The organism is Streptomyces sp. NPDC002104, assembly GCF_053593795.1.
In genome coordinates this window covers 1-17,831 of the sequence record NZ_JBSFDF010000086.1, presented here as the reverse complement: position 1 = coordinate 17,831, position 17,831 = coordinate 1, and the positions used below count along the sequence as shown (strand labels likewise).

Below are 17,831 nucleotides of genomic sequence, written 5' to 3'. Positions count from 1 at the left end.
GTGGGCCGTGCGGCGCCCCCGGGCCCCCGGGGGACCTGGGCCGCGTCCCCCCCGGCCGGGGCGCCGGCGGCGCGCGGGCGGGCGCCCCGCGCGGCGGCCCGCTCCTGGACCGCGAAGACCTTGCCGAGGTTCTCGTAGTCGGAGAAGAGCAGCTCGAAGGGGGTCCGGCCGGCCGGGTTCTGCCCGGGGCAGTCCACGGCGCTGACGAAGGTCGGGACATTGAGGGCGGCGAGCTCCTCGCGGGTGCCCGCCCGGTCCTTGGTGAAGAGATCGGCGGAGCCGCCGACGACGAAGTCGGGTGTCGCGGCGCGCAGTTGCTCGGCGGTCGCGATCTTCGGGGCGATGACGGGGATCTTGGCGTACGCGGCCCCGTACGCGGCGGGGATCTTCGTCTTGAGGTTGGCGGTGCCCGCCATCGCGTCCTGGAGCCCGAGTTCGAGCAGGGTCTCGGTCGAGGTCTGGTCCAGGGCGACGGCCCGCTTCGGCGGCGCGGCGAAGGCGGCCGCGCGCCCGCAGCTCGTGACGGAGACGGCCCGGGCGGCGGCGCCGGTCTCGGCGCCGGCCTCGGGGTCGTGGGCGGCGGGTGCGGAGCAGGCCGCGGTGGCGAGGGCGAGGGCCAGGGCGATACCGAGGCGGGCGGGGTGGCGCATGGATTCTCCGGTCTGGGCAGGGCGGGGCGGGCAGGACAGTGCGGGCAGTGCGGGCAGTGCGGGCAGTGCGGGCAGGGCAGGGCAGCCGAGGGCGCGGTCGTTGCCGTTGTCGTGCACCGGGCAAGGCCGCCGCGTTCGAAGGGTACTGTAATGGTATTCATTTTCATTAAGAACCCCGGGGGGCGGTTCGCCGGGCCCCCTCCTCTCCCCAAGGAGCAGTCGCACCATGGCAGCCACCCCCGCGCCCGCCGCGCCCAAGTCCGCTGACCCACCGCCGCGTTCGGTCCTCCTCGACATCCCGTTCCTGCGGCTGTGGGCGGGCACCACCGCCTCCGGCCTCGCGACCTGGGCCCTGCCCTTCGTCCTCGGCCTCGGCGTGCTCCACCGCGATCTGAGCGCCGCCGGCCTCGGGCTGGTGCTCGCCGCGCGCACGGTGGGATTCCTCGCCGCCGTCACGGTCGGCGGCGTCCTGGCCGACCGGCACTCACGCCGCGCCGTCGTCCTCTGGTCGGCCCTGGCGGCGGCGGTCGCAGCCCCCCTCCTCGCGGCCGGACTGGGCCGCTCGCTCCTGCTGATGACGGCCGCCGCCGCCCTCGCCGGAGCCGGCCAGGGCGCCTGCCGCCCGGCGTTCCAGGCACTGACCGCCGAAACCGTCGACCCCGGGCGCCGTCAGCAGGCCAACGCCGCCATGACCATGGCCGTACGCGGCTCCACGCTCGCCGGACCCGCCCTGACCGCGCTGCTCGCGGCCCTCCTCGACGTCCGGACCCTGCTGCTCGGCATCGGCCTGCTCTGGCTCGTCGCCGCGCTGGTCCCGGGCAAGGGGCAGGGGGCAGCCCCGGCGGTGGACCCCGCCGCCGGGACGGCGCCGCGCGGGAGTTTCCGTACCGAGTTCCTGGAGGGCGTACGGGAAGCCCGCCGTCACCCCTGGTTCCTCGCCGGGCTGGCCGCGCTCGTCGCGGTCATCGCCCTCGGCTACTCCGCCACCAGCGTCGCCCTGCCGCTGATCAGCCGGGACCGCTACGCCGGCGCGTGGGTGCTCGCCGCGGCCATGACGGCCTACATAGTGGGCGCCCTCGGCGGAGCCCTGGTCATCGCCCGCTGGCGGCCGCGCTCACAGGGCTGGGCCGCCTTCGCGGGACTGGCGGCGTACGGGTTCGCCCCGCTGAGCCTGATGCTGCCCGTGCCCCCGGGGGTGGTCGTGGCCGCCTACGCCGTCGCCGGGATCGGGATCGAGCTCTTCAACGTGCCCTGGTTCACCGCCACCCAGCGCGAGGTCGCCCCGGACCGGCTGGCCCGCGTCTCCTCGCTGGACTTCCTCGTCTCCTACGGTCTGGCCCCGGTCGGCCTCGCCGTGATCGCCCCGGCCATCGACACCTTCGGCGTCACCCCCGTCCTCGGCGCCTGCGCGGCCGCGTGCTTCCTCGTACCGGCGGCGGCGGCCCTGGTGCCGACCGCGCGCCACTTCGCCCGGGTCGACGCGGTGCGGTGATCCGCTCGGCTTACCTCCGGGGTCATCGCCTCGGCGTGCCCGTGCGGGCAGAGTCGGTGATCTCTCCGCGTCGCAGGACGCGGACCGGACGGAGCGAGGCCGGCCATGTCCCTGACCACACCTGTGAACACCCGTGCCGTGGTCGAGGAGTTGCTGCGGAGGATCGGCGAGGGCGACCCCGGGCGCATCGCCGAGCTGTACGCCGAGCGGGGCGACTGGAAGCTCGACTGGCCGGAGGCCGAGCACGGCCGCGGTGCCACGCCGTGGATCCGGCACCGCTCCACCCGGGCCGACGCGGCCGCCCACTACCGCGAGCTCGCCGAGCACCACGTCCCGGAGCACGTGGCGACCGAGGTCGAGCGCATCCTCGTCGACGGGAGCGACGCGGTCGTGCTGGGCGAGATCCGCCAGACCGCGCGGCCCACCGGGCGCGCCTACACGGCACGGTTCGCCCTGCATCTCACCGTCGAGGACGGCCGGATCACCCGGCACCACGTCTACGAGGACAGCCTGGCCGTCGCCCAGGCCTTCGAGACGGCGTAGGCCGTCTCTTTCGGACCGGCAAGATCCGAAAGAGACGGCTTAGTACCAGGGGCGGGCGTCGGGGGTGGGGAGCGGGCGCAGCTTCGGCCAGCGGGCGAGGAGGCGGTCGGCCAGCGCGGAACCGAGACGGCCGAGGCCGTGCAGGTGATCGTGGTCGCGTGTCATGCCGGCCACCGCGCCCAGGCGGTGGACGAGCCGCTCGCGGGCGGAGACGGAGCCCCACGTGAAGTCCTCGGCGGCCACCCGGGCGAGCTGGTCGACCGTCCCGCGGTGGGCCCGCTCGACGAGCGCGTCGCCTCGGATCAGCCAGCCCGCACACGCGTCGGCGAGGTCACCGGGCACGTCCTTCCCGGTGAGGCCGCGCCAGGTGCTGCGGTAGACGTCCTCGACCTCCGTGAGGGGGGCCGCGGTGACCGACATGGCGCACCAGCAGGTGGGGAAGCCGATGCGGAGGTAGGCGAGTTCGACCAGGCCGTTGCCGAGGCAGGCCCCCTCGAAGTCGACGAAGCGGACGCCGTCGGGGGTGCGCAGGTCATTGCCGGGGCAGGGGTCGCCGTGCAGCAGCGCATGGTGCGCAGTCGGATCCAACCGGTCGAGGAGACCGGCCAGTTCGCCGGGTACGGTCGACGGTACGGGTACGTCGAGCGTCCGGGCGAGCGCCAGGAAGGACTCCGCGTCGGCGGCCGTGGGCCCCGACCAGGCCGGGAGCGCGTCCGCGTCGGCGGGACCGGTGACGGCGTGCAGCCGGGCGAGCGACTCGGCGTAGGCGGGCAGCCAGTCGCCGGTCCGGCCGAGGTCGTCCACGTACTCCAGCACGATCACCCGCGCGGTCGGGTCCGCGGCGAGCACCGCGGGAGCCACGGCGGGCCCGGACGCCCGCCCGGCCAGGCGCAGCCCGGCGAGCTCCCGCGCGAAGCGGGTGTCCGCGTCGACGGCCGCGTCCCCGGCGCCGGTGATCTGCTTGACGATCACCGGCCTCCGGCCGCCCGTCGGCCGCACCCACCACACCCTTGACCGCGGACTGCTGTCCAGGAGCTTGGTCTCCGCGGGGGCGCCCACGATGGAGCGCAGTGCGTCGTTCAGCGGAACACGTTTCGGCATGCCACCGAGGTTAGCCGTAGCGCCTTCAGGCGAGGGCGGCTACGAAGACGGCCCAGGCGGGGGCGCCGAAGGTGAGGTGGGGGCCGTCGGGGACCTTGGAGTCACGGACGGGGACGAGGCCGGGGTGGCCGTCGGCGACTTCGAGGCAGTCGCCGCCCGTGCCGTCGCTGTAGGTGGACTTGCGCCAAGTGGCCATCTCCAGGCAGTCGCCGCCGCTTCCACCGCTGTAGCTGGACTTGTGCCATGTGGCAGTCGAGATGTCGTACTCAGGCCTGCTCGTCATGTGCGTAATCCTCCGCCACGGACTCGATCAAGGCCAGCGACTTGTCTGGTGAGAGCGCGTTGGCCGTCAGTAGATCGTAGGTCAGCGAATGTCGCGCGACATCGGCCGGATCGTCCAGCAGCAAGCCTGTTTCGATGCCTTGGACGTAGGCGAGTGGGGGAGCGTCTGCAAAGGACATCAGCTTGAGGGAACCCTCCAAGGCTGCGTGCGCTCCCGCGCTGAATGGCAGCACCTGAAGGATGACCCGGTGGGACCGGATCATGTCCGCGAGGTGCCGCAGCGCCTCGGCCATTACCGACCGGCTCCCGACCACACGACGCAGCACCGCCTCGTCGAGCACGCACCACAACAACGGGGTTGTTGGGTCTGCGAGCAGGGCTGCGCGGACCAGCCTGGCATCGACCAGTTCGTCGATGGCCGCCTCCGTCGCCGTCGGCTGGTACGCGCGGAAGACGGCCCGGGCGTAGGCCTCCTTCTGGAGGAGGCCCGGGATCAGCAGGGGTGCGTACTCCCGGATGGCCTTCGCCAGGCCCTCGGCCTCGGCCGCCTCCGCGAAGTGGTCGGGGTACTTGAACTTCGTCACGGCCTCGCAGTTGCGGGTGAAGAAGTCGCCCGTGCCGAGGGTCTTGTCCATCTCCCGTGCGAGCTCCGGCGTCATCCGCCGGGTGCCCGCTTCGAGTTGGCCGATGAAGGAGCCGCTGACGAAGAGGGGCTCGCCGAGTTTGTCCTGGCTGAGGCCGGCCCGTTTGCGGGCGACGCGCAGTTCGGAGCCGAGCATGGTGCGGGGTGAGGAGAACGGGTCGACGTCTCCGGAATCGGGCACGGCAACTCCCCTGACAACAGGTGCGGGTGTTGGAGTCCTGCCCTTGAAGGCTAGCCAGCCCGTCGCCACGCTGAGTGCAGAACCTGATTACTCAGAGCGAAAGGTGACATGCCAAATGGTGCTCACGCCGAGGGAACGGATGCTGGCGGCCGAGGAGGCCGTCGGGCAGTTGAAGGCCGCGCTGACGGACGTGGGGGTCGTGTTCCCCTCGCTCGGCGTGGACGGGGTGTCGGCGGCGGGCTCGTACGGGCTGCCGCTGGTCGATCTGGGGCGTTGCAACCTGGACACCGCGCTACGGCTGGCCGCCGTCCTGCACGAGCGGGCCCACCCCTGAGGGCTCGCCGAGGCGGACCGTCAGGCGCGGCAGGAACCAGCCGACCAGGGGGCCCGTGCCCAGGGCGACGAGCACGGTGCCGAGGCCGAGGGTGCCGCCGAGGAGCCATCCGAGGCCGGCCACGGACACCTCGATGCCGGTGCGCACCATCGCGACGGGCAGCCGGGTGAGCCGGACGAGGCCGGTCATGATCCCGTCGCGCGGGCCCGAGCCGAACTGCGCGCCGAGGTAGAGGGCGTCGAAGAAGGCGAGGGCGAGCAGGCCGAGGGCGAGGTACGCGAGCGCGGCGGGCGTGCCCTCCGGGGCGGGGAGGACGAGGGCGGTCGCATCGGCGGCGAAGCCCACGATCGCGACGTTGAGGACGGTGCCGAGCCCGGGGAGCTCGCGCAGCGGGATCCAGGCGAGGAGCACCAGGAGCGAGATCAGGTTGGTGGCCCAGCCGAAGGAGATGCCGAGGCTCTTGGCCGTGCCGTCGGTGAGCACGCTCCAGCTCGCCGTGCCGAGGCCGGACTGGACGAGCACCATGACGGCGGCACCGTAGCCCGCCAGTCCGAGCAGGAGCTGGGGAACGCGGCGCGCGGTGCGGCCGGCCCGGAGCTGGGCGAAGGCGTTCATGCGAGGTGCGGGAGGCGCGGGAGGCGCGGGGGGCACGGAGGGCACGGAGGGCACGGAGGGCACTGGGGGCATGGGGGGCATGGGGCCAGCCTCGCCTCGATCTGGACCTGGAATCGATGGCCAGATTGCGTACGCTGGTCCGGTGAAGATCAGCGCGCACGCCGTCGGACGCATGGTCGGTGCCTGGCGGGAGGGACCCGGGCCCGCGCACCAGCGGCTCTCCGACCGGCTGCGGCTGCTGATCCTGGACGGGCGGCTCTGCCTGGGAGCGGCGCTGCCGGGCGAACGGGACCTGGCCGGCGCGCTCGGGACGAGCAGGACCACGGTCGGGGCCGCGTACCGCACGCTCGTGGAGCACGGCTACCTGGAGACGCGGGAGCGCGCGCGGGCGACCGTACGGCTCCCGCACGAGGACGCGGCGCCCGCCCGGCGGCGGGCCGGCGGTGAGGAGGGGGACGCGGGGACCATCGACCTCTCCTTCGCGGCGCCGCCCGCGCCCCCGGAGGTCCTGCATGCCGCTTTCGCGTCGGCGCTGGAGCGGCTGCCGCTCCACTTCGAGCGGCACGGGTACGACCGGTACGGCACCGCGGAGCTGCGCGAGGCGGTCGCCGACTGGTACGGACGCAGGGGGCTGCCCACCTCGCCCGATCACGTCATGATCACCAGCGGTGCGCAGCACGCGATCGGGCTGCTGGCGCGCACGCTGCTGTCGCCGCGGGACAAGGTGCTCTTCGATCACCCCACCTATCCGCACGCGATCCGCTCGTTCACCGAGGTGCGCGCGCGGCTCCTGCCGGTGGCGGTGGGCCCGTCGGGCTGGGACGTGCCGCAGCTCCTGGCGGCGGCGCGCTCGGCGCGACTGGCGTACCTCATCCCGGACTTCCACAACCCGACCGGGATGTACATGCCCGCGGACGTGCGCCGGAGCCTGCGCCCGGCCTGCCCCACGATCATCGACGAGACCCTGGCCGATCTGGGTCTGGAGGCGGCGCATCCGGCGGCGGAGCCCTTCGCCGCGACGCACCCCACCGCCATCGGCGTCGGCTCGGTGTCCAAGAGCATCTGGGGCGGCCTGCGCATCGGCTGGATCCGCGCCGTGCCCGCGCTGCTGGAGCGCGTCGCAGGGGCCCGCCCCGCGACGGACCTCGGCACGCCGGTGGTGGAACAGCTGGCCACGGCCGTACTCCTGAACGCCCATCAGACGCGACGGCCGGCGGCCCTGGCCCAACTGCGCGCGCAGCAGGACGCCTTGCTGGAGGCGCTGACCGCACACCTGCCGGAGGTGCACGCGCCGCGGGCGGCGGGCGGGGTGACGCTGTGGGCGCGGTTCCCGGAGCCGGTCGGTTCGCGGCTGGCGGCGATCGCGCCGGACCACGGGGTGACGATCGCGGCGGGACCGCGGTTCGGGGTCGGCGGCGCCTTCGAGCGCCACGTCCGTCTCCCGTACACGCTCCCGGCGCCCCGCCTCACCGAGGCGGTCCGCCGCCTGGCCGCCGCCCACCGGGCCCTCACGGCGGGCGCCACCGGAATCCACACCCCGGCGGCGGTGGCCTGAGCAGCCCGCCCGCAGCGCGCCCCGCAACCCGTCCTCAGTCCGTGCTCAGGCGGGCGTGGAGGTGTTCGTCGTGCCAGCCGTCCGCGTGGAGGAGGGCGCCGCGCATGGTGCCCTCCAGGGGGTAGCCGGACTTCAGGGCGACGCGGCAGGAGGCCGGGTTGGCCGTGGAGTGGGTGATGTGCAGGCGGTGCAGACCGAGTTCCCCGAAGGCCCAGCGGGTCAGGACGGACAGGGCTTCGGTGGTGGCTCCGGCGCCGCGGCCGGCGGGGAGGAGCCAGTACACGAACTCGCCGCCCCCGCCGCGCAGATCGAGGTCCGCGAGGGCGATCAGGCCGACCGCGCAGCCGCCGTCCGCGGGCGCGAGGGCCCAGATCGCCGAGCTCTCGCCGTGCCAGCGTTCGCGCCAGCGGGCGATCCGGGTGACGGCCTGGTCCTCGGTGAGGTGGTCCGGCCGGTTCCAGTGCCGGATGTCCGGATCGGCGTACGCGGCCACGAGCGCGGGGGCGTCGTAGGGCTCCCAGGGGCGCAGGCGCAGCCCGCAGGGGAGGTCGTACGAGGGCTGGGCGAGCGCCGCCATCCGGCCGGCGGGGACCACGGGCGGGATCGGGGCCGCGGGCGGGATCGGGGCCGCGGGCGGGAGCGCGGGCGGGACCGTGGGCGGTATCGAGGCGTTCATCGGAACATCATCCGGTCATCGCCGTGCGTCCATTGGGGGCCGGCGCCCCGGAGGGGCGTAACAACCGGCGGACACTACGTCACAGTAAGCGACATTTCGTCCCTTTCTTCCTAGTCTCACGTCCCGGTACCGAGTGACCGAACGAAATGGACGATGAGATGAGACGACGGCTTTCCGCGATCACCGCGGCCGGTGTGGCCGCGATCCTCGCGCTGGGCGGCGGGGCGACCGCGACCGCGACCGGGGCCGCGAACCCGGACGGCGGCAAGGGCGGCAAGGGGCTGTGCGCGCCGGGCGTTCCGGTCGGGCCGGAGGGCGAGAAGTTCTACGACCCGCCGTCGCCGCTGCCCGAGGGGGACCACGGCGACCTGATCTGGGCCCGCCGCATCGATGCCCCCGACGGGTCGCGCGCCTGCCGGATCCTGTACCTCTCGACCCTGCAGACCGGTACCCGCGTCGCCGTCTCGGGCATCGTGGCCTGGCCCGACGCCCCCGCGCCGCGCAGCGGCCGCAACGTCGTGGCCTGGTCGCACGGGACCACGGGCGGACCGCGCCAGTGCGCGCCCTCCGCGGTGCCGAACCCGGCGACCGACCTCGTCGGCTACTACACCTACGACAGCCCCTTCGGCATCGACGTCGGCGTGCCGGCGCTGACGCAGTTCCTCGACTCGGGTGACGTCGTGGTCGGTACGGACTACCAGGGTCTGGGCACCCCGGGCGTGCACCAGTACACGGTGGCCGTCACGGAGACGAACAACGTCCTGGACTCGGTCCGCGCGGCCCGCCAGATCACCGAGACCCGCGCGAACCGCAAGGCGGCCGTCCTGGGCTGGTCGCAGGGCGGCGGCGCGGCGACGTTCATCGCCCAGAACTACAAGGCGTACACCCCGGAGACCAACCTGGTCGGCATCGCGGCGCTCGCGCCCGCCGCCAACCTCGGCCCGGACTTCCGCGGCCTGGTGCTGCCTGGCCCGACGTCCCCGACCTCGCCCTCCCACAACGCGGCGCTGCGCGTCAACGTCTACCGGGGCTTCCTCGCGGCGTACCCGGAGCTGAAGGCCGGGGACGTGATGAAGCAGCCCGGCCTGGAGGCGCTGCGCGGTGACGGGGTGATGTGCATCGAGCACCTCGCCGACGTGATCCAGGAGAACGTGGGCAACGCGGGTCAGCTCGACACGATGTTCCAGCCGCTGACCGTGGTGCCGGAGGTGTGGCACCAGCGCTTCCACGAGAACACCCCGGGCTACGTGGCGTCGGTGGCGCCGATCCTGGTGATGCAGGGGACGGCCGACACGGTCATCAACCCGTACTCCACCGACGAGTACGTGAAGCGGGCCTGCCGCTTCGGCAAGCCGGTCGTGTACACGAAGTACCAGGGGGCGACGCACCAGACGATCCCCAACGTCGCGGAGCCGGAGTACCTGAGCTGGATCGCGGACCGCTTCGCGGGGCGGCCGGCGCCGTCCAACTGCGCCTGAAGCACGGTATGAAGCAGTGAAGGCTCCCGGCCGGTGGACCACACCCGCCGGGAGCCTTCGTACGTCGTACGCCGTATGCCGCGGCAGCTCGTCAGCGGCCCGCGGGGACCGGCACGGAGTCCGGGGCGCCGCCGACGGGCTCGGCGGCCGTCGCGGCCTCCGGGGCGGGGCTCGCGTCCCCGTCCGGGCCGGTGTTGAACTCGGCCAGCATCTGCCGGGTGAAGCCGAAGAAGTAGGTGGCGGCGAAGCCCACGAGGTAGCCGACGGCCAGGCCGCCCGCGTAGATCGCGATGGTCATCCCCATGCCCGACTTGCCGTCCAGCAGCGGGAACAGCGCCCAGCCCGAGGGGCCGATGGCGGTGGAGCCGAAGGCGGTGCCCAGCTGGTTGAAGAGGCCCACGAAGGCTCCGCCCGCGGCGCCGCCGATGCAGGCGGTGATGAAGGGGCGGCCCAGGGGGAGGGAGACGCCGTAGATGAGGGGTTCGCCCACGCCCAGGAAGCCGGCCGGGAGGGCGGACTTGATGGTGGCGCGGATCGAGCGGTTGCGGGGGAGCTTGTAGTAGACGGCGATGGCCGCGCCGACCTGGCCCGCGCCGGCCATGGCGAGGATGGGCAGCAGGACGGTGTAGCCGGTCTGCTCGATCAGGGTGGTGTGGATGGGGATCAGGGCCTGGTGCAGACCCAGCATGACGAGGGGGAGGAAGAGGCCGCCGAGGACCAGGCCCGCGAAGGCCCCGCCGGTGGCGAGCAGCCAGGTGGCGAACGTACCGATGGCGCTGGAGACCTCACCGGCGACGAACATCAGGCCGAAGATCGTGACGAGGCCGGAGATCAGCACCGTGAGGGTGGGGGTGACCAGGACGTCGAGCGCCTCCGGGACCCACTTGCGGCACCACTTCTCCACCTGGACGGCGAGCAGCGCGGCCGCCAGCGCGCCGAGTACGCCGCCCTGGCCGGGGGAGAGCGGCTGGCCGAAGGCGTCGATCTTCGCGACGCCCGGGAAGACGATGATCGCGGCGACCGCGCCGCCGAGGATGGCGGTGCCGCCGAACTCCTTGGCCGTGTTGTAGCCGACGAACACCGCGATCAGGGACATGAACCCGCTCGCCATCGCGGCGAGCGCGGGGACCACGGCCGGCACCCAGCCCATGTTGGTGAGGAAGCCGTTCAGTCCGGCGATGATGCCGCAGCCGATCAGGGCCGGGATCAGCGGGACGAAGATGTTCGCGATGCGGCGCAGGAACAGTTTGAAGGGGGTGGAGTTCTTCGCCTTCCGGGCGTTCTTGATGGCCGCGCCCTGGGCGGCGAGTTCGTCGGCGGTCACGGTGTGGGCGGCCTCGGGAGGAGGCGCGGACGCGGGCGCGGCGGCCGCCGGGGCGGCCGAGCGGCCTTCGGCGACCAGTGCCTCGAACTCGGGCGTGACGCGGGCGACGGTGCCCGGTCCCAGCACGATCTGGTACGTGTCGTCCTCGACGACGCCCATCACGGCGGGGACGGCCTTGAGGGCCTCGTCCTGGACCAGGGAACGGTCGCGCAGGGTGATCCGCAGGCGGGTCATGCAGTGCGCGATGGAGAGGATGTTGTCCGGACCGCCGACCAGGGGAAGGATCGCGGCGGCTGTGGCGCGGTTCTTGTCAGTGGACATGGTGGTGTTCGCCTTGCTGCTGGGGGTCAGCGGGGAGTGGCAGGGATGGGTCGGCGGGGGTCGGTGGGGGTCAGCGGGGATCAGCGGGGGTCGGTGGGGGTCAGCGGGGGGTCCGGGCGAGGGCGGCCCGCAGGTGCCCCCGGGAGGCGGTGAGCAGTTCGCCGGCCGTGGGGCCGTCGACTCCGCCGAGGATGACGAGGATGGCCTGCTTGACCTCGCCGTCGCTGGCGCTGAGTGCGGCCTCGATCTCGGCGTCCGGGGCGCCGGTGGCCAGCGAGACGATGCGGCGGGCGCGGGCGCGGAGCTTCTCGTTGGAGGAGCGCATGTCGACCATCAGGTTCCCGTACGTCTTGCCGAGCCGGATCATCGTGACGGTCGAGATGAGGTTCAGTACGAGCTTCTGCGCGGTGCCGGCCTTCAAGCGGGTGGACCCGGTGAGGAGTTCGGGGCCGACGACCACCTCGATGCCGTGGTCGGCGGCCGCGGCGAGCGCGGAGCCGGCGTTGCAGGACAGGCCGACGGTGAGCGCGCCGCGCCCGCGGGCGAACTCGACGGCGCCGATCGCGTACGGGGTGCGGCCGGAGGCGGAGATCCCGATGACGGTGTCCTCGGCGGTGAGGGCCAGCGCGGTCAGGTCCTCGGCGGCCAGTTCCCCGGAGTCCTCGGCGCCTTCGACGGCCTTGACCATGGCGGAGGGGCCGCCCGCGATCAGGCCGACGACCTCGGAGGGGTCGGTGTTGAAGGTGGGCGGGCACTCGCTGGCGTCCAGTACGCCCATCCGCCCGGCGGTGCCGGCGCCCGCGTAGATCAGGCGTCCGCCGCGGGCCATCCGCTCGGCGATCCCGTCGATGGCGGCGGCGATCGTCTCCAGCTCGCCGGCGACGGCGGCCGGGACGGTGGCGTCCTCGGCGTTCATCAGGCGGGCGATCTCCAGGGTGGGCAGCTGGTCGATCTCGGCCAGTTCGGGGCGGAAGGCCTCGGTGGTCAAGGTGGCGAGCTGGGCACGGAGTTCGGCGTACGCGGTCATGGGCTTCGGCTCCTGGGCTACGGGCTGGCGCTGTTGCTGCTGTTGCTGCGGTTGCTACTGGCTGGTGCTGGTGCGCTTGGCGGTGGGTACGGGGGTGTGGTGGCGGGGCGCGAGCGCCTCGTACGAGGCTGCGAGCGCGGGGGCCGCCGTCTCGTAGGTCTGCTGGGCGACGCCCACGAACAGGCAGTCCACGACGAGGAGCTGGCTGGTGCGGCTCGACATGGCCGCCGGGCGCAGCTGGGTCTCGCGGGGGGCGGAGGTGGCCAGGACGACGTCGGCGTAGTGGACGACGGGCGAGTTGGCGCGGGCCGTGAGCGCGAGGGTGGCGGCTCCGTGCTCGAAGGCGGTCCGCAGGGGCTCGATGACGTCGCCGGTGCCGCCGGAGTGCGTGATGGCGATGGCCACGTCGCCGGGGCGCAGCAGGACGGCGGTGGTCACGGCCAGGTGCGGGTCGTTGTGCGCCTGGGCGATGAGGCCGATGCGGGACAGCTTCTGCGCGAGGTCCTGGGCGACGAGGCCGGAGGCGCCGACGCCGTAGATCTCGATGCGGCGGGCGCTCGCGAGCAGGGTGACGGCCGAGCCGAGGGCGACGACGTCGAGTCCGTCGGCGGTGTCGGCGAGGGTCTGCGCCTCCTCCTGGGCCAGCTTGGCGACCACGTCGGCGAGGGAGTCGTCGACGGCTATGTCCACGGTGACGGCGGGGGCCGCGCCGGACTCCTGCTGCGCGGCGAGTGCGGCGAGCGCGAGGCGCAGGTCGCGGTAGCCGTTGTAGCCGAGGAGGCGGGCGGTGCGGACGACGGTGGCCTGGCTGGTGTCGGTGCGGGCGGCGAGGTCGCCGACGGTGAGCGCGGAGCAGCCGGCGGGATCCGCGGCGACGGCCTCGGCGACGGCCTGCATGGAGCGGGTCATCGAGGGGGCGAGGCTGCGGACGCGGGCCCGGAGGGTGGCGGGCACGGGGGGCACGGGAGCCACAGGAGCCACGGGGGGCACGGCGGTGGGTGCGTCCGGTGCGCCGCTGCTGAAGATTTCTTTCACGTTCTCGCTCACGCCTGAAACTTATTTTCAGATGGGTGGGACGTCAAGGCACCGTAAGTCACCGGAGAAAAGGGACCTTCGCCACACGGCCGGTCCGGGTCCACAATGTGTCCATGGACCACGCGACCCCCCCACCCCCCCTTGAGCAGGCGCTGCACGCCGCACGCGCCCTGGTGCTCGCCGATCTCGTCGCGGGCGACGTCGCCGAGGCCCATGTCGTCTCCCTCGTCGAGGACGCGGTCACGCACCGCCGGTGGTGGGTGGAGCAGTGGCCGGAGGGCGTCGACTACCTCGCCGGGCTCGTCGCCCAGGACGTGAAGGACGCGCTGCTGGAGAAGTACGGCCGCTGGCCGCTGTGCCCGGTCTGCGGCCACGGCGAGCCGCACGCGCTGGACGTGGAGCCCGAGCTCGGCCCGGACCCGATGTGGGTGTGCTCGGAGGCCGGCGTACGGGTGGCGCCGGTGGGCGGCCTGGGACCGGTCCTCGGCGGTGGCGCTGGGGGCGGCTCCGGTTCGGGCTCGGGCTCGGGCTCCGGCTCGGGCTTCGGCTTCGGCGAATGAGCCGCCGGTGACGGTGTACATCGACCCGCCCGACTGGCCGGGACACGGCCGCCTGTGGTCGCACCTGGTCAGCGACAGCTCGTTCGAGGAACTGCACGCCTTCGCGGCATCGATCGGCTGCCCGCCGAAGGCCTTCGAACGCGACCACTACGACGTCCCGGAGCAGCGCTACGCGGACGCGGTGCGCGCGGGCGCGGTGGAGATCGGCAGCAAGGAGCTGGTCCGCAGGATCACGGCCGCCGGGCTGCGGCGCCCCAAGGGGCGGCCGGCGGCGTAGGTGGCGGCCGCCCAGGCCGGCGGGGCGGCGGGTCGGTGGACCGGCGGGCCGCTCGGCCGTCAGGCCGGCCGGCGGACCGGTCGGCCAGTGGGCGGGTCAGTCCGGTGGGCGCCGGGTGAGCAGGGCGGTCACGGCCGCCACGAAGCCGACGGTCGCGCAGGCCAGCAGGGCCGCCTTGTTCGCGAACCCGAGGGACGCCAGCAGGGCGGGAAACGCCGCCGCGTGCACCACGAGGGCCGCCCGGCACGGCCGGCCGCCCGCGTCCCACATCCTGCGGAAGGGTCCCGGGGACCACCACAGGACCCGGAGGGCGGCCGAGCCGATCCCGCAGGCGAAGACCAGGAACGGCCACGGCACCGACAGCGGGGACCGGATCCAGTCGCCGATGCCGATGCCGCTGCCGGTGCCGACGCCGGTGAGAGCGGGCGTGCTCGTGACGAGCACGGCCGGTCCCGCCACGGCGAAGACGGCGCCGAGGCAGCGGACCCCCCGTACCCCGAAGACGGTCGGACGCCGGAAGGCGATCCAGTGCGCCGCCCCGCGGTAGTCCGTCGCGAGGACGAGGCCCGCCACGGCGACGCCGATCCCCCAGACCGCCCCCGCCAGTCCCGGATCCCCGTGTGCCACGGCCCCGCCCCCGCTCCCCTTCCCCCGGCCCCCGCCGGAGGAGGCTCACCGTAGGGCGTGGGCCGGGTGGCGCGGCATGCCGGGCTACGGCAACGTCGGCGCACGCAGATTGCCGGACAGCGGGGGCTCCGCCCCCTGGACCCTCCCGGACCTGCTCAGGCCGTCTCGGACCGACTCAGACCTTCTCCGCCGCCACCGCGTCCGGCGCCGGCAGGGCCGCCGCGGAGCCGGTCACCAGGCGCGTGGGGGCGGGCGTACGGCGGTCCAGGCGCAGGGCCACGAGGCCCAGGCCGATGGCGGTGACGGTCATCGCGCCGCCCGCCCAGGCGGTGGCGGAGTAGCCGTACCCGGCGTCGATGACGGTGCCGCCGAGCCAGGGGCCGCCGGTGTTGCCGAGGTTGAACGCGGCCGTGGTGGTCGCGCCGGCCAGGGTCGGGGCGGCGCCCGCGACGTTGAACATGCGGGCGTTGAGCGCCGGGGCCGTGAAGAACGCCGAGAAGCCGATCAGGAACGAGAGGGCGATCGCGGCCGCGGCCGTGGAGGCCAGCAGGGCCAGCGCCGCCAGGAAGACGGTGGAGGCGGTGATGCCCCACAGCATCACCCCGAACAGGTGCGCGTCAGCGATCCGCCCGCCCGCCGTGGTGCCCACCAGCGCGCCGATCCCGAACAGTCCGAGGATCCAGGGGACCCACTGCGCATCGAGCCCGGCCACGTCCGTGAGCAGCGGGGACAGGTAGCTGAACGCGCAGAAGACGCCGCCCGCGGCGAGCGCCGTGACGCCGATCGACAGCCACACCTGCCGGTCGCGGTAGATGCGCAGCTCGCGCGAGAGCGTCGGCTTCTCGGCGGGCAGCGGGATCTTCGGGATCAGCGCGAGGATGCCGGCCAGCGCGACGGCGGAGGCGGCGCCGACCGCCCAGAACGCGGACCGCCAGCCCAGGTGCTCACCGAGGAACGCGCCGGCCGGTACGCCGAGGACGTTGGCGATGGAGAGGCCGCCGATCATGACGGCCATCGCGCGGGCCCGCTGGTGCTGCTCGACCATGGCGATGGCCACGGCGGCGCCGACCGCCCAGAAGCCGGCGCAGGCGAGCGCGGAGACGATGCGGGAGGCGAAGAGCAGCTCGTACGAGGGGGCCAGCGCGCCCGCGACCTGCCCGAGGCCGAAGAGGGTGATCAGCGAGAGCAGCGTGGTGCGCCGGGGCAGCCGCAGCGTCGCGACGGCGAGCAGCGGCGCACCGACGACCATGCCGATCGCGAAGGCGGATATGAGCAGGCCCGCCTGCGGGATGGTGACGCCCATGTCCTCGGCGATGGGTGGCAGCAGCCCGGAGAGCATGAACTCGCTCGTGCCGAGTGCGAAGACGGACAGGCCGAGGACGTAGACGGCAACGGGCATACGGGTGCGTTCGGCTGCGACGGGCATGAAATAGCTCAACCACGACGAACGGGATCACATTCCCGGGGGCGGTGTCAGCCGAGCCCGGCCAGCTCCGCGGCCAGGTTCGCGCGGGCCGGGGCCTCCCAGTGCGCAGCCCCGTAGGCGGTGCGGAAGAGCCGGGGCAGCGCCAGGAGCTGGCGCAGCACGGCGGCCCGGCCTTCGCGGAAGGCCTCGTCGGGGACGAAGCCGTACTCGGCGCGGACGGCCGCCGCGTAGGCGGCGTACTGCTCGGGCGTGCCCGCGAGGACACCGAGGTCGGCGTCGCAGAGCAGCTCGCCGTTGGCGTCGCCGGGCGCGGGGTCGTGGGTGACCGTGAGCCGCACGAGGCGGGCCACCTCGGCGGTGCGGTCCCCGCCGATGCCGAGCTCGGGCAGGGCGCGCTCGGCGAGGGCGGCGCTGCGCTCCTCGTTCTCGGAGCGGTCGGGCCGGTAGACGGCGTCGTGGAACCAGGCGGCGAGCTCCACGGCGGGTCGGTCGCCGTGCGCTCCCTCCCCTTCCCCTTGCCCCTCTCCCTCTGGCTCTCGTTCTCGCTCGTCTGCGAGTACGTCGATGCGTGCGAGTACGTCGGCCAGGTGCGCGGTGGTGTGGTACTTGCGCTGCGGCTCCGCCCAGGCGGTGAGGAGGCGGTCGGCGTAGGGGGCGGGGTCGCGGTCGGGGGCTGCTCCGGCGGCGGTGGCGGTGGCGTGCCAGCGGGCGCGGAGGTCCTGCTCGCGTTGCGTGTCGGACGTCATGGCGGATGTCATGCGCACATTGTGGGGGTGGCGTGATTGTGCTGGTGGAGGGTGGGCGAAGGCCCGTACTCTGGATATTGGACTAGACCTATTTTGTGATGCGGGACGACGAAGGATGGGATGACATGAGCAAGCGTGCGCTCCTGGAGGTGATCGCCCTCGACGTGGAGGACGCGGTCGCGGCCCAGGCCGGTGGGGCGGACCGACTCGAACTGGTCACCGACATGGCCGCCGACGGGCTCACCCCGCCGCGCGAGACCTTCGCGGCGATCCGGGCGGCGGTCGACATCCGGCTGCGCGTGATGCTCCGGAAGGCGGACGGTTTCTCCGCGGGCTCCGCGCAGGACGTGGAACGCCTGGTGGAAGAGGCGCGGGCGCTGCGCGCGGAGGGGGCGGAGGAGTTCGTGCTCGGCTTCCTGAACCCCGACGGCAGCCCCGACCTCACCGCCGTGGAGGCGGTCGTGGCGGAACTCGGCGGCTGCGGCTGGACCTTCCACCGGGCGATCGACCGGGCCGCGGACCGCGACCAGCTCCGCAAGGCGGTGGCGGACCTGCCCGGGCTCGACACCTACCTGACCGCGGGCGCGGCGGGCGGCGTCGACGAGGGCCTGCCGGTGCTCCTGGCGGAGGCCGCGAGGACGGGCACCCCCGGCTACGAGCCGCGCATCCTGGTGGGCGGCGGCCTGGCCCTCACCCACCTCCCGGTCCTGCGCGAGGCGGGCATCGACGCCTTCCACATCGGCAGCGCGGCCCGCCCGGCGGGGTGGAACCGCCCGGTGTCGGCGGCAGCGGTGACGTCCTGGCGGGACGCCCTGAGCTAGGCGCGGCGGCGTTGCCGGGGACCAGTCCCCGGGCCCCTGCGCCTCAAGCGCCGGCGGGGCTGGGGGTGGCCTGGGCGCGGGTTGGCTGCGGGTGGGGGCCGGTGCCGGGGTAGAGGT

Annotated in this window: 20 protein-coding genes; 8 read left to right on the top strand and 12 right to left on the bottom strand. The window is 73.9% G+C overall.

Features of this window, described 5'->3' with window-relative positions:
- The coding region (locus ACWCP2_RS36825) for an ABC transporter substrate-binding protein (protein WP_450912892.1) at positions 1–767 on the bottom strand (767 nt) is incomplete at its 3' end.
- 109 nt (positions 768–876) lie between these two features.
- Here ACWCP2_RS36825 and ACWCP2_RS36820 point away from each other — a divergent pair.
- Together ACWCP2_RS36820 and ACWCP2_RS36815 are read left to right on the top strand one after the other, a co-directional pair.
- Positions 877–2,142: an MFS transporter gene (locus tag ACWCP2_RS36820; RefSeq protein ID WP_450912891.1), complete on the top strand. Its 1,266-nt coding sequence runs from the start codon at positions 877–879 to the stop codon at positions 2,140–2,142.
- A 105-nt stretch (positions 2,143–2,247) separates the two neighbouring features.
- The gene (locus ACWCP2_RS36815; protein WP_450912890.1) at positions 2,248–2,685 is read left to right on the top strand and encodes a nuclear transport factor 2 family protein; all 438 of its coding nucleotides are present in this window, start codon (positions 2,248–2,250) and stop codon (positions 2,683–2,685) included.
- Between the two features lie 39 nt (positions 2,686–2,724).
- Here the strand turns inward: ACWCP2_RS36815 and ACWCP2_RS36810 are convergent, their stop codons facing one another.
- From ACWCP2_RS36810 to ACWCP2_RS36800, 3 genes are read right to left on the bottom strand one after another with little or no spacing between them, the layout of a single operon-like run.
- Positions 2,725–3,786 (bottom strand): phosphotransferase family protein, encoded by a 1,062-nt coding sequence (locus ACWCP2_RS36810; RefSeq protein ID WP_450912889.1) that lies wholly within the window; start codon positions 3,784–3,786, stop codon positions 2,725–2,727.
- A gap of 25 nt (positions 3,787–3,811) precedes the next feature.
- Complete coding sequence (locus tag ACWCP2_RS36805) at positions 3,812–4,069, bottom strand: DUF397 domain-containing protein (protein WP_450912888.1); 258 nt, start codon at positions 4,067–4,069, stop codon at positions 3,812–3,814.
- On the bottom strand, positions 4,053–4,847 hold the full coding sequence (locus tag ACWCP2_RS36800) for a helix-turn-helix domain-containing protein (protein WP_450912895.1): 795 nt from the start codon (positions 4,845–4,847) through the stop codon (positions 4,053–4,055). Before ACWCP2_RS36800 ends, ACWCP2_RS36805 begins: the two co-directional genes overlap by 17 nt.
- Positions 4,848–5,007: 160 nt before the next feature.
- Here ACWCP2_RS36800 and ACWCP2_RS36795 point away from each other — a divergent pair, with 160 nt between their 5' ends.
- On the top strand, positions 5,008–5,226 hold the full coding sequence (locus tag ACWCP2_RS36795) for a hypothetical protein (protein WP_254386664.1): 219 nt from the start codon (positions 5,008–5,010) through the stop codon (positions 5,224–5,226).
- On the opposite strand, the gene yczE is transcribed toward ACWCP2_RS36795, so the two are convergent.
- Entirely contained in the window at positions 5,185–5,841 is a 657-nt protein-coding gene (gene yczE / locus ACWCP2_RS36790; RefSeq protein ID WP_450912887.1) for a membrane protein YczE, read from the bottom strand. The two genes, ACWCP2_RS36795 and yczE, sit on opposite strands and share 42 nt — an antisense overlap.
- Positions 5,842–5,983: 142 nt before the next feature.
- Here yczE and yczR point away from each other — a divergent pair, with 142 nt between their 5' ends.
- Entirely contained in the window at positions 5,984–7,396 is a 1,413-nt protein-coding gene (gene yczR / locus ACWCP2_RS36785; RefSeq protein ID WP_450912886.1) for a MocR-like transcription factor YczR, read from the top strand.
- Between the two features lie 34 nt (positions 7,397–7,430).
- Here yczR and ACWCP2_RS36780 read toward each other — a convergent pair whose 3' ends face one another.
- Positions 7,431–8,072, bottom strand: a complete 642-nt coding sequence (locus ACWCP2_RS36780; RefSeq protein ID WP_450912885.1) for a GNAT family N-acetyltransferase — start codon at positions 8,070–8,072, stop codon at positions 7,431–7,433.
- Between the two features lie 158 nt (positions 8,073–8,230).
- Here ACWCP2_RS36780 and ACWCP2_RS36775 point away from each other — a divergent pair, with 158 nt between their 5' ends.
- Positions 8,231–9,550 (top strand): lipase family protein, encoded by a 1,320-nt coding sequence (locus tag ACWCP2_RS36775; RefSeq protein WP_450912884.1) that lies wholly within the window; start codon positions 8,231–8,233, stop codon positions 9,548–9,550.
- A gap of 91 nt (positions 9,551–9,641) precedes the next feature.
- On the opposite strand, the gene ACWCP2_RS36770 is transcribed toward ACWCP2_RS36775, so the two are convergent.
- From ACWCP2_RS36770 to ACWCP2_RS36760, 3 genes are all read right to left on the bottom strand, one after another.
- Complete coding sequence (locus ACWCP2_RS36770) at positions 9,642–11,195, bottom strand: PTS transporter subunit EIIC (RefSeq protein WP_450912883.1); 1,554 nt, start codon at positions 11,193–11,195, stop codon at positions 9,642–9,644.
- Between the two features lie 100 nt (positions 11,196–11,295).
- A complete protein-coding gene (murQ, locus tag ACWCP2_RS36765) occupies positions 11,296–12,222 on the bottom strand; it encodes an N-acetylmuramic acid 6-phosphate etherase (protein WP_450912882.1) in 927 nt (308 codons plus the stop codon).
- Between the two features lie 54 nt (positions 12,223–12,276).
- Positions 12,277–13,212 carry a MurR/RpiR family transcriptional regulator gene (locus ACWCP2_RS36760; protein WP_450912894.1) on the bottom strand — a complete coding sequence of 312 codons (936 nt, stop codon included), beginning with the start codon at positions 13,210–13,212 and terminating at the stop codon, positions 12,277–12,279.
- A gap of 158 nt (positions 13,213–13,370) precedes the next feature.
- On the opposite strand from ACWCP2_RS36760, the gene ACWCP2_RS36755 reads away from it, so the two are divergent.
- The gene (locus ACWCP2_RS36755) at positions 13,371–13,817 is read left to right on the top strand and encodes a hypothetical protein (protein WP_450912881.1); all 447 of its coding nucleotides are present in this window, start codon (positions 13,371–13,373) and stop codon (positions 13,815–13,817) included.
- A gap of 7 nt (positions 13,818–13,824) precedes the next feature.
- The gene (locus ACWCP2_RS36750) at positions 13,825–14,094 is read left to right on the top strand and encodes a DUF4031 domain-containing protein (RefSeq protein WP_450912880.1); all 270 of its coding nucleotides are present in this window, start codon (positions 13,825–13,827) and stop codon (positions 14,092–14,094) included.
- A 96-nt stretch (positions 14,095–14,190) separates the two neighbouring features.
- Here the strand turns inward: ACWCP2_RS36750 and ACWCP2_RS36745 are convergent, their stop codons facing one another.
- From ACWCP2_RS36745 to ACWCP2_RS36735, 3 genes are all read right to left on the bottom strand, one after another.
- Positions 14,191–14,721 (bottom strand): hypothetical protein, encoded by a 531-nt coding sequence (locus ACWCP2_RS36745; protein ID WP_450912879.1) that lies wholly within the window; start codon positions 14,719–14,721, stop codon positions 14,191–14,193.
- 175 nt (positions 14,722–14,896) lie between these two features.
- The gene (locus ACWCP2_RS36740) at positions 14,897–16,120 is read right to left on the bottom strand and encodes a Cmx/CmrA family chloramphenicol efflux MFS transporter (protein ID WP_450912893.1); all 1,224 of its coding nucleotides are present in this window, start codon (positions 16,118–16,120) and stop codon (positions 14,897–14,899) included.
- A gap of 74 nt (positions 16,121–16,194) precedes the next feature.
- The gene (locus ACWCP2_RS36735; protein WP_450912878.1) at positions 16,195–16,905 is read right to left on the bottom strand and encodes an HD domain-containing protein; all 711 of its coding nucleotides are present in this window, start codon (positions 16,903–16,905) and stop codon (positions 16,195–16,197) included.
- Between the two features lie 113 nt (positions 16,906–17,018).
- Between ACWCP2_RS36735 and ACWCP2_RS36730 the strand changes: the two genes are divergently transcribed.
- Positions 17,019–17,714, top strand: coding sequence for a copper homeostasis protein CutC (locus tag ACWCP2_RS36730; protein ID WP_450912877.1), 696 nt, complete (start codon positions 17,019–17,021; stop codon positions 17,712–17,714).
- Positions 17,715–17,831: the final 117 nt, after the last annotated feature.